Origin of the sequence: Streptomyces albus subsp. chlorinus (genome assembly GCF_013302895.1) — a bacterium.
Taxonomy (GTDB): Bacteria; Actinomycetota; Actinomycetes; order Streptomycetales; family Streptomycetaceae; genus Streptomyces; species Streptomyces chlorinus.
The window spans coordinates 7,047,057-7,057,199 of record NZ_VJOK01000001.1 but is presented as its reverse complement, the minus strand read 5'-3'; the positions used below and the strand labels follow the sequence as shown (position 1 = coordinate 7,057,199).

Genomic DNA, 10,143 nt, shown 5'->3' with positions numbered 1-10,143 from the left:
GCTGCTGTCGTCGGTGTACGGGGCGGTGCCGAGGAGCGTGGCCCAGGCCGTGGCCATCCGGTCGGCGGCGGCGGTCGTGCCGCCGGGTGCCCACAGCGCGGCCGGATCGGCGGGCAGCGCGGCGGCGAGCACCGTACACCGGCCGGCCGCTCCCAGCCGCTTCGGGCGTCCTCGTAGACGCGGGCGGCCGCCCGGTCCGCCTTGTACGGCTTGGCGCGGAGGAGCTTGCGGTACGCGTCGTGGTCGGCGCTGCCCCGGAACCCGTCGAGGACCAGTGCGGCGACCGCGCGCGGCACCCCGGTGCGCCAGCGGAACAGGTCCACCGCCTCCTCGGGCACCGGCAGCGGGCCGCGCTCGGCGAGGAGTGCCAGCAGGCGGGGCAGGCGGGCGGTGTCGTCGTGCGCGATGGTGTGGATCGCGCACTCCGTGGCGTCGCCGGGAGCCGGGTCGGCGGCGCGCTGGAGGAACGGGGACCGGCCGCCGCGCGGCGGGCCGGAGCCACGAGAGCCCCGGAGGCGCGGAGTTCGGCGATCCGCCGTGCGGGGGCGCGGCCGGTCCGCCAGGCGCTGCCGGCTTCGGCGAAGGGCCGACCGCTCCAGACGCCGAGCAGGGAGGCGAGGGCCCGCCGGTGCTCGTCGGGAGTGGCGGCGACAGCCGCGCGCCAGGCCACGGCGTCGATCCGGCCGGTCAGCCCCGCCCACTCGGGCGGGGTGGCGGGCAGGGCGAGCGACCGCGTCTCGTCGTCGATCTCGCCGCGCAGATACCGGCCGTCGGCGGCGATCGCGGTGAGGCGGGCTGCGGCTGCGGCGTCCGCTCCTCGTAGGGGCGCGGTTCGGGCAGCAGGCCGTGCAGAGCGGGGACGAGCCGGGTGTCGGGCACCGGGTCGGGCAGTTCCACGACGGGGCCGGAGCGCATCACGGCGACGCGGTGCGAGAGTTCGCGGCGGCGCCGCAGGATGTCCATGGCCAGGCGGACCGCGTGGTGGACGCCTTCCCGGATGCGAGGGTCGGTCACGCCGGGCAGCGCGACCAGCCCGCCGTCACCTGCTCCGTCATCGGCCCCCTCACCGGCTCCGTCACCGCTGCCGACGCCCGCCGCACCGGCGGCCGCCAAGTCCGCGCCCGCCGTTCCGGCGCGCAGCAGGCGGCGTACGGCGGCGTCGGTGACAGCTCGCAGGGCCCGCGAGGAGGCCGGGTCGCGGGGTGTCAGGAAGTGCCAGTAGGCGGGCGGCGGCACCGGCCCCGCCTGCTCGCCGAGGGTGGCGCGCCCAGGGCCGCGGTCACGGCTTCCGGCGAAATACCGGACCTGCCAGAGCAGGGAGTTGTCCTCGGCGGCGTGGCACCGGACGGTGGTGCTGCCCGCCAGGACGGCGTCCTCCCCGCCGAGCGGTGAGGTGTCCGGCCGCCGGCCGTGCGCGAGCGCGGCGTCAGCAGTCGTACGCGTACTCGGCGGTCCCCTTGCCCTGCCAGCGCACCGTGGCGGTGCCGTAGGCCGCGATCGGCACGCACGCCGGGTTGGTCCCGCTGGTCAGCTCGACGGAGCCACTGATCCTCACCCCGCAGTCGTTGCGCAGTGTCGCCCAGCCCGGCCCCTGGCCGGTCAGTTCGGCACAGGCGCCGAGGGTGCCGGGGACGGCGGCCGTGCCGCTGCCCGCCGCTCCCGCGGCCTGTACCGGAACGACGACGAGTGCGGCGGTCGCCGCGAGAACGCCCATCACGGACACGCGTCGGAACATGGTTCCCCCCGGAATCTCACTGATCGATGAGTGGAAGACGGCACATCCGTGCCGGGCGGTCGGTACACCGCGGAGTCTCCGACACACCACGGAGTCTCCGACTGGTCTCGACCACCGCGTCGCATCCTCACCCTTTCCTCGCCCCGCCACAAGACCGCGCCGAGCCAACCGCCGGCGGGCCGCAGAGCGATGGACGGCCAGGGCTCACGGAGCGGGCGATGCGGGCGCGCGGCACGGGGTGCGGTGGCGCGGGCCCGTCCAGCGGGTGCGTCCCAGCCCACCCCGGGCTCCAGGGCCACCCGGGGCCGCCTTCCGCCGACCGCCCCGCCAACCGCCTCGGCGCCAGGACCCAGAGGTGCCGGCGGTCGGTCCGCTCACCCCGCAGCGGCCTGTTTGTCACTCGTCCGGGTGCGGCGGGGAGTGGCGAGCGGGGGCGGGCGGGCAGGATCGAGCAGGTCCGGCCGGGTGGCGGCCGTGAGACCGTCCGTCCGGTTCCCGCGCGTCAGGGTGGTCGGGAGCCGGGCGGACACCGCCGGGGCGGGGCGCCTTCCGAAGCCGCCGCACCGATCCAACTATTTGCAAAATATTGGCTGTTGCCCGCACATGGCCGCAAGGCGGGCTGACACACTGGGCAGCGGCCCCACCGATCCTCCCCCGTGTCGGTGGGGCCCTTGTGCGCGCGGGCGGCGCGAAAGGGGTGCGGCGGGTTCCCGCACGTGATCGCGGGTTGATCCGCCGATCTTCGTCACTGGGCATCAACGGCTACCAGGCGCTGCCGGTCGTCCTGCGCTGACGCCGCCCACCTGTCCCTCGCGCTCCGGGCGGGCAACGGCCGCGCACCGGCCCCGCACGCGGGAGTGGCCCGCCGGAGTCTCCGGCGGGCCACTGCGGTGCGGGCTTCCGGCCGGCCCGTGCGGGACTCCTGGGAGCCGCCGCTTCACGACAGCGCGTTCCCGCGGCGCTCCGCCGCCTTCTGCGGCATCAGGCCGGACCGGTGGACCGGCACCGCGCGGTCAGCACTTCTTGTAGTCGCTGCGCGAGGAGTTGTACGAGCACGAGTCGCGCAGCGAGCCGGAGGGCGTGTAGAGGCGGGCCTTGTCCTTGGTGTTGTTCCACACGTACCAGGTACGGCCCTGGTACAGGTGGCCCGCCGAGCTGGTGCCCCTGCCGGTGTGGACCTTCACCGTCTTTCCGGCGCTGATGCGGTAGGACGGGAACGTGTAGGTGTAACCGGCGTTGTCCTTGAGCTTGAAGCCCTTCATCTGGAAGGCCGACCCGGTGCCGTTCTTGATCTGCACGTACTCGCCGTTGAGCGACGCGTTGCCGCCCCGGTCGCTGCCCGGGCTGTCGTAGTAGATCTTGTAGAGGTGGACCGAGCCGGCGGCCTGTGCCGGTGACGGCAGCAGCAGGAGGGAACCGGTGGCCGCCGCCGCGAGGGCGACGGCGGCGCTGCGTATACGGAGCATGACGCGTCCTTCTTCCGGGCTGGGCACCCCCACGGGCCCAGCGGGTTCCTCACACTATTCACCTCTTGGTCACATCCGGAGGGCCGTTATCCAACCGGGACACTGCTACAGAGGCCGCCAGCCGGGCAGGAGTTCCTCCCAGTCCCCGGCGTCCTGCGGGTGCCCGTGCCATACGCCGAGGCGGCGGTGCCGCATCGCCACGTCACGGACCCAGACGGTGGCGTCAGGAACCCAGCCGGCCAGCATGGTGTGGCCGTCGAGGACGGGCTGTGCCAGGCCGCAGGAGGACAGGTAGCCGCCGACGGTGACGTGCACACCGTCGTAGTGCTCCGCCAGTGCCTCCCAGTCCGGCAGGTACCAGGGACCGTCCGCGTCGCCCCAGTCGCGCCACTCGCCGTTGTGGGTCACCGACACGTCGCGGGGGAAGCGGGTCACCAGCTCCCGCCAGTCCTGCGGGCCTCTGATCTCGGCCACCCGTGCCTCGCCGCCGACGGTGAGGCTCACGACCGTCCCGGTCGTCTCGTCGAAGGGGGTGAAGGTGTCGACGAAGCGGCCGAGTTCGAGGGCGGGCAGCCCGCCACGGGGGCCGGTGGTCCAGGTTCCCGCGGCGAAGTCGGGGGCCGACCACCAGACCGCGCCGAGACCGCGCTGCCCGCGGCGCGGGCCTCCGCGCCGCCGGGGGCGGTTGGCGGCGCGCTCCCGGGCCATGTCACGCCGCATCGCCTCCTCGACCCCGGCGAGACCTCCCCCCTCCCCGGCACCGGCGCCCGCCCCGGCGTCCCGGTCGGGCTCCGTCCACACCAGCTGCCGCTGGTCCGACCGCTCGACGGGGTCCCACCACCAGGCGGTCGCCGGGGAGCGGACGAGTGCGGCGGCGACCGGCCGCAGTTCCTCGGCCGCGAGCGCGGTGAGACGCCATACGACCACGTCACCGCCGCCGAACCCGAACATCTCGGCGGGCCCGGAGAGGTTCTCCAGCATCCGGGCCTCGTCCAGCTCCGCCAGAGCGGCGCGCCACTCCTCCCGCGCGACGGCCTCGCGCAGGAGTGCCCGCACCTCCCCCGCCGGGACCTCGTGCCAGTTCCTGCGCTTGCGGTGCCGGACGGTCCGGGACCTGGGGCGGGTACCGGGCCCGTCGTCCTCCACCACGAACGTCGCGGTCCCCGGCACGTCCCCCAGGCCGAGCGAGGTGAACAGGGTGTGGTCCAGGGCATGGTCGACGAAGGTGCCCAGGAAGTCCCGCCCCAACGGGGCCCCGAGCAGCAGGGCTTCGCGTTCGGCGAGGCTCGGTTCGGGGTGCTTGCGGTTCACGTCTGTCACGCCGTCACCCTACGGAGCGGCGGCGGACCGCCGCGAAGGAGTTTCCCGTGGTGCTCTCTTCGCGAAGGCGCAGGGGCGCGGCGGTTCAGGGCCGGGGGCCGGTGGACCGGGGGCCGGTGAGTCCCCGTGCCGCGTAGTAGTGGGCCAGGACCGCTTCGGCGCCCGACCCCTGGGCGGTGACGATGCGCTGGTAGCGGGCCGAGCGCAGGTCCCCCGCGGTAAGGAGGCGGGGAAGTTGCGCGCCGGGTGGGCAGTAGCCGTCGGGGCCGGCCACCAGATCGCCGTCGGGCGGGGCGGGACGGGAGCCGAGGTTGGCCAGCAGCCGGTGCGTGGTGAGGACGCGGCTTCCGCCGTCGGTGCCCCGCACCGTGATCCGGTGGCCGTCGCCCTCCGGAACCACGGTGACGCGCTCGGCCTCGGACAGCCGCACCCTGCTGTCGTGTGCCACCTCCTCCGTCTTGTAGCTGTCGCCCGGCGGGTGCAGCACATCGAGGCGTACCGCCGCGGACGGATGGGCGCGCAACCAGGTGCCGAGAGGGCGGTCGGCACCCAGCACGACAGCGGGGTACCCGGTCCCCACGTCCTCGGGGGCCGCCCGCCACAGCGGTGGCGGGCGCAGCCCGGCGGGGGCGTCGATCCACGCCACCTCGCCGGGGGCCGGGGCCGTGACGCCGGTCGCCACGAGCACGGCCGAGGCGGACAGGACACGCCCGTCCTGGAGGGTCGTCTCCGCGCGGTCCTCGGACGCGGTCACCCGCACGGCCCGCGCGGGGACGAGCGCGCAGCAGCCGGCCTCAACGAGCCGTGCGACGTCGGCCGCCAGCGCGTCCGCGAGCGGGGCGCCGTCGCGCCAGCCGCCGGGCACGTTGTCCAGCGCGCCGATCCGCGCCACCTTCCCGCCGATCCGGTCCGCCTCGACGAGCAGCGTGCGCAGCCCCAGACCGGCCGCCATCAGCACGGCGGCCACGCCCGCCGGTCCCCCGCCGACGACCACCAGTTCCGCTTCCACTCGGCCTCCCGCGATGCGATTCCCGCCGACGTGCCGCCCCGCGCACGGTCGGTCCTCCACGATCGCACCGGCGACGGAACGGCGCACTTCCTCTACGCTGCGTGGATGACCAGTGACCAGAGCACTGCCGCGGGCGTACCGGAGAGCGAGATCGCTCCGCGCGTGCGGGCCGTCTACGGCCCGGAGGACCTCAGCTCCGTACCGGCGTTCGCCGGGGGGTTCATCAACTTCGGCTACTGGGAGGGCGTTCCGCTCGACCGTCCGCTCACCGACGAGGACCGCGTGCGCAGCGAACGCGGCCTCTACCGCCGGGTGCTGCGGACGCTGCCGGGCCGGGGCAGCGCCGTGGAGGTCGGCTGCGGGCTGGGGCTGGGCAGCGCGCTGGCGCTTGAGGAGTTCGGCTTCGGCTCCGTGACCGGGGTGGACATCCACCCGGAGCAGTTGGAGCGGGCCCGCCGCGCCAACAGATCTCTCCTGGAACGCTCGCCGGAGCGGCTGCGGTTCGTGCCGGGCGCCGCCTCCCGGCTGCCCTTCCCCGACGGGGAGTTCGACGCCCTCTTCTCCGTCGAGGCCGCACAGCACTTCCCCGACCTGGCCGCCTTCGCCCGCGAGAGCGCACGCGTCCTGCGTCCCGGCGGGCGCCTGGCGGTGACGTCCTTCTTCCTGCCTGAGGGCGGGGAGGGCCGGGCCGAGGCCCTGGCCGAGCGGCTGGAGAGCTTCGCCGACGGCCTCGATGTGGCCCACCCGCTCGGCACCCTGGTCTCCGCCCTCGCCGAGGCCGGCCTGGCAGAGGTGTCCGCCGAGTCGATCGGGGCCCAGGTGTGGCCCGGGTACGACCACTTCCTCGCCGGCGCCGGCCTCCCGGTGGCCTGGCCCCGCAACTTCCTGGGCGCCTACCGCGACGGCCTTCTCGACTACTACGTCGTCACCGCCCGCCGCCCGGCCCTCTGCTGACGTCCGGGGTGCCGGGCGAGTCCTCCGAGAAGGTGCCGAACTCGCCCAGGCACCCCGCCCCCCGGCGAACGGGGTGACGCCGAAGCCGGTCGCGTCGGGCCGGTGCGCCCACTCCGAGGAGGCGGTCGAACTGGTGCGGCCCTTCCAGCAGTTCTGCGCGGCCGGGCTCGGCGGACGCGCCCCAGCGCGGCTGCTGCCCCGCGTGGTCACCGGCCGCACGGCCCGGAGCGGCGCCGGAAGGTCCGCACCGAGCGCGACCGGCGCGCGGCCTGTCCGCAGACCTAGGGCGCGGAACGGGGTGCACAGGTGTCCCGGGTTCGGCACCGGCTGGACGGCTGGGCCTCTCCGGCCGGGGAGCGCGGCATGACCTGCCGCGCTCCTCGCCCCGCGCACGACCGGACGGACGCGCTCGGTGAACCGGAGTCCCGGCCCGGGACGCCGTCAGGCCTCGCGGCCGGGGGTGGCGTCGCGGTCCGGGGCGGACTTGGCGGACTCGCGCTCCGCGAAGGGGCCGCCGGCGGCGAAGACCCGTGCGGCGAAGCGTTCGCCCATGCGGCGGTGGGTGGCGGCGTCCGGGTGGAGCCGGTCGGGCAGCGGCAGTTCGGCGGCGTCGGCCTCGCCGTAGAGTTCCCGGCCGTCGAGGTGGTACAGGTGGGGGTCCTCCGCCGCCCGCCGCGCCACGATCCGGGCCAGTTCCTCGCGGATGACGCCCAGGGTCAGCTTCCCGCTCGCGCGCTCCTTCGGATCGCCCGCCGCCCGGAACCGGATCCGTCCGTCGGCGATGCCGTCGAGGTCCGGCATGCAGGGACCGGGTGTGTCCTCGTGGATCGGGCACAGAATGGGCGAGATGACGAGCAGCGGCGTCGTGGGGTGGCCCTCGCGCAGCGTGTCGAGGAAGCCGTGCACGGCGGGGGTGAAGGCACGCAGCCGCATCAGGTCGGCGTTGACCAGGTTGATGCCGATCTTGACGCTGAGCAGGTCCGCGGGGGTGTCGCGCATCGTGCGGGCGGTGAACGGGTCGAGCAGCGCGCTGCCGCCCAGCCCCAGATTGACCAGGTCGACCCCGCCGAGGGAGGCGGCGAGCGCCGGCCAGGTCGTCGTGGGGCTCGCGGCGTCCGAGCCGTGGCTGATCGAGCTGCCGTGGTGCAGCCACGTGCGACGGCCCCGGTCGGGCACGGGCTCGACAGGCGCGTCGGTGCGCAGGGCGACGAGTTCGGTCACCTCGTTGTGCGGCAGCCAGATCTCGACCGTCTTGTCCGTGCCGGGCAGCCCCTCGAAGCGGAGGGTTCCGGCCGGGCCGGGCCGGCTCTCGGCGGCTCCCCAGTTGGCCATGTCGATCGTCACCGTGTTCCCGCCCGCCACACTGCCCTGCCCGGCCAGGCGGCCGTCGACGAGCAGGTCGTACACGCCGTCAGGGCGCTGCGGAACGCCCACGTAGACGCGCTTGGTGGGCAGCGTCTCCAGCTCCACGGCCGTGGCCCGGGTGCGGAGGACGAGCCGCACCCCGGAGGGCTGGGACTCGGCCAGGGCCAGCTGTCCGTCGTCGCACTGGGCGCGGGCCCAGGCGGGCAGCCGGTGCGGGAGCAGACCGTGCGCGGTGCGCTCCACTTCCAGAGCGCCGTGCAGCAGGTCCTCGGTGAGGGGCGTGGTGATCCAGTGGTCCTGGGTGTGCATGACTCAACCTGTCGCTTCGAAGGGTGTGGGGCGCGTGGTTCCGCCGGGGCGGGCGGGACCACGCGGGTGCGACGTCGGGCCGGGACGTCCCGGCCCCCGGTCACGGTGCCGGTGGCGGTGGCCAGTTGGTGAGGAGGGCGTCGAGCGCGTCGAGGATCCGGGACCAGGTCTGCTCCGTATCGGGAGCGCTGTGGCTGAACCCTCCGCCCAGTTCCAGGCTCACGTAGCCGTGGAAGACGCTGCCCAGCAGCCGGACCGCGTGTGTCTGGTCCGGCTCCGTCAGGTCGTAGCCGCGCAGGACCGCCCGCGTCATCTGCGCGTGCCTGACGCCCGCGCCGGCGGCGGCCGTCGCCGGGTCCAGCCGCAACTGGGCCGCGGCGTAGCGCCCCGGGTGTTCCCGGGCGTAGTCGCGGTAGACGTCGGCCAGGGCCACCAGGGCGTCCTTACCGGCCCGGCCCGCCAGCGCGGCGGCGCCCCGGTCGGCGAGTTCCTCCAAGGCGAGCAGGGCGATCCCGGTCTTGAGGTCGTGGGAGTTCTTCACATGCGAGTAGAGGCTGGCGGCCTTGACGCCGAACCGTCTGGCGAGCGCCGAGACGGTCACCTGGTCGAAGCCGACCTCGTCGGCCAGCTCCGCACCCGCCTGGACCAGGCGTTCCGTTGTCAGTCCCGCACGCACCATAAGTGTCTCCTCTTCCGGCAGAACCCTATTAAGCACCCACCTAAAGGCTTTAGGCAAATAGGGGTGAGCTTTAAGCATCCTCGGCCGGCACTCGGCCAGGGCATCACCCTCGGAGGGCACCGCCGCTCGGAGGCTTCAGCCGTGCGGAGTGCCTCGTCACCCAGCGGGCTCAGTCGCCCAGCGGGCGGACGGTGAGGATCTGCTGGGCGTGTCCGACCGGACCGGCGACGTCGTGCAGGACGGTGCTGGTGATGCCCTGCCCGGTGGGGCCGAAGACGACGGTGGTGTCCAGCCCCGCCCAGCGCCCCTCGGGCAGCCGGTGCAGATGGATGGTCAGGTCGACGTTGGGGAACATCCAGGCCGTCGGAGGCTGCCGGACAGCGATGCCGTTGGCGGTGTCGACGAGCGCGATGAAGGAGGCCACTCCGCCCGCCCGCTCCCCCGCCACCAGCTCCACACCGGTGGAGACCCAGGTGGTCGCACGCCCCGGCTGCGGCGGGGCGAGGGGCCGTGCGTCCAGGGAGGCGATATACCCGCCCGGCCACACCGAGGCCATGGACCAGGGGGCCAGCTCGTCGGGAGGCGTGAGGCGCTCGGCGCCGCCCCCGGCCACGGCGCTGGTGTCCAGGACCGCCAGGAACCAGGCGCGGGCCCGGACCACGGGCCGGCCGGCTATCAGCACGGTGGCCTCGACGAGTTCGATGGTGCGGCCGGGCCGGACCGTCTCCACCCGGACCTCGCACTCGTCGAGGGCGAGGCGACCGAGGATGTCGAAGCTGATCCGGCTCATCACCATCCCCGCGCCGGGGCGCTCCGCCTGGTGCCGGTCGATGGCGTGGGTGATCAGCCCGCCCAGCGGACTGAAGTGCTGCTCCTCGGTGTTCCACGCGCCGCCGACGTGGGCGGTGGGCTTGTAGCGATGCTCATCGATGCGCTCGAAATAGCTGTTCACGACCGGTGCGCTGGCGTTCAACGGGTCACTCCTCGGCGGACGAACGAAGATCGAAAGGGTTGCCGAGGCCAATCTAGAGGGGACCGCACACGCCGCCCCCACCGATGAGCGCACACACCGGTGACCGGGCCGGACACCCGCGTGGACCGGCGATGCGGAACGCCACGCGGACCGGCGCCGGGGCAGGTCAGGTCAGGTCAGGTCAGGTCAAGTCGGATCAGGTCACGTCACGTCAGGTCACGTCAGGTCAGCCTCACCGGCCACTGCGGGCTCCAGCCAGCGCAGTCCCGATCGCCCCGGGGCCCCGGGGCCCCGGGTACCGCGGGTCCCGGTCACCGTAGGCCCGGCCACCGC

Annotated in this window: 9 protein-coding genes; 1 reads left to right on the top strand and 8 read right to left on the bottom strand. The window is 74.5% G+C overall.

Annotated features, from left to right (window positions below):
* Positions 1-687: 687 nt before the first annotated feature.
* From FM076_RS33000 to FM076_RS30560, 5 genes are all read right to left on the bottom strand, one after another.
* The gene (locus tag FM076_RS33000; protein WP_180217869.1) at positions 688-1,236 is read right to left on the bottom strand and encodes a hypothetical protein; all 549 of its coding nucleotides are present in this window, start codon (positions 1,234-1,236) and stop codon (positions 688-690) included.
* A gap of 190 nt (positions 1,237-1,426) precedes the next feature.
* Positions 1,427-1,735 carry a hypothetical protein gene (locus FM076_RS30575; protein WP_173874069.1) on the bottom strand — a complete coding sequence of 103 codons (309 nt, stop codon included), beginning with the start codon at positions 1,733-1,735 and terminating at the stop codon, positions 1,427-1,429.
* A 1,013-nt stretch (positions 1,736-2,748) separates the two neighbouring features.
* The gene (locus FM076_RS30570) at positions 2,749-3,201 is read right to left on the bottom strand and encodes a lamin tail domain-containing protein (protein WP_173874068.1); all 453 of its coding nucleotides are present in this window, start codon (positions 3,199-3,201) and stop codon (positions 2,749-2,751) included.
* Positions 3,202-3,306: 105 nt separating this feature from the next.
* On the bottom strand, positions 3,307-4,521 hold the full coding sequence (locus tag FM076_RS30565) for a hypothetical protein (protein ID WP_173874067.1): 1,215 nt from the start codon (positions 4,519-4,521) through the stop codon (positions 3,307-3,309).
* An 85-nt stretch (positions 4,522-4,606) separates the two neighbouring features.
* Positions 4,607-5,530 carry an FAD-dependent oxidoreductase gene (locus tag FM076_RS30560; protein ID WP_173874066.1) on the bottom strand — a complete coding sequence of 308 codons (924 nt, stop codon included), beginning with the start codon at positions 5,528-5,530 and terminating at the stop codon, positions 4,607-4,609.
* Positions 5,531-5,635: 105 nt separating this feature from the next.
* Here FM076_RS30560 and FM076_RS30555 point away from each other — a divergent pair, with 105 nt between their 5' ends.
* Positions 5,636-6,484, top strand: a complete 849-nt coding sequence (locus FM076_RS30555; RefSeq protein WP_173874065.1) for a class I SAM-dependent methyltransferase — start codon at positions 5,636-5,638, stop codon at positions 6,482-6,484.
* A 441-nt stretch (positions 6,485-6,925) separates the two neighbouring features.
* Here the strand turns inward: FM076_RS30555 and FM076_RS30550 are convergent, their stop codons facing one another.
* The 3 genes from FM076_RS30550 to FM076_RS30540 all read right to left on the bottom strand — a co-directional run bounded on the left by FM076_RS30550 (position 6,926) and on the right by FM076_RS30540 (position 9,810).
* Complete coding sequence (locus tag FM076_RS30550) at positions 6,926-8,158, bottom strand: GDSL-type esterase/lipase family protein (RefSeq protein WP_173874064.1); 1,233 nt, start codon at positions 8,156-8,158, stop codon at positions 6,926-6,928.
* Positions 8,159-8,258: 100 nt separating this feature from the next.
* Positions 8,259-8,837, bottom strand: coding sequence for a TetR/AcrR family transcriptional regulator (locus FM076_RS30545; protein WP_173874063.1), 579 nt, complete (start codon positions 8,835-8,837; stop codon positions 8,259-8,261).
* Positions 8,838-9,006: 169 nt separating this feature from the next.
* Positions 9,007-9,810 (bottom strand): thioesterase family protein, encoded by an 804-nt coding sequence (locus FM076_RS30540; RefSeq protein WP_173874062.1) that lies wholly within the window; start codon positions 9,808-9,810, stop codon positions 9,007-9,009.
* Positions 9,811-10,143 lie beyond the last annotated feature (333 nt).

What these genes read in the sequence shown, in the direction of transcription:
- FM076_RS30575 (WP_173874069.1), bottom strand. Translation starts at nt 1,735, where the DNA reads ATGTTCCGACGCGTGTCCGTGATGGGCGTTCTCGCGGCGACCGCCGCA.
- FM076_RS30555 (WP_173874065.1), top strand. Translation starts at nt 5,636, where the DNA reads ATGACCAGTGACCAGAGCACTGCCGCGGGCGTACCGGAGAGCGAGATC.
- FM076_RS30570 (WP_173874068.1), bottom strand. Translation starts at nt 3,201, where the DNA reads ATGCTCCGTATACGCAGCGCCGCCGTCGCCCTCGCGGCGGCGGCCACC.
- FM076_RS30545 (WP_173874063.1), bottom strand. Translation starts at nt 8,837, where the DNA reads ATGGTGCGTGCGGGACTGACAACGGAACGCCTGGTCCAGGCGGGTGCG.
- FM076_RS30550 (WP_173874064.1), bottom strand. Translation starts at nt 8,158, where the DNA reads ATGCACACCCAGGACCACTGGATCACCACGCCCCTCACCGAGGACCTG.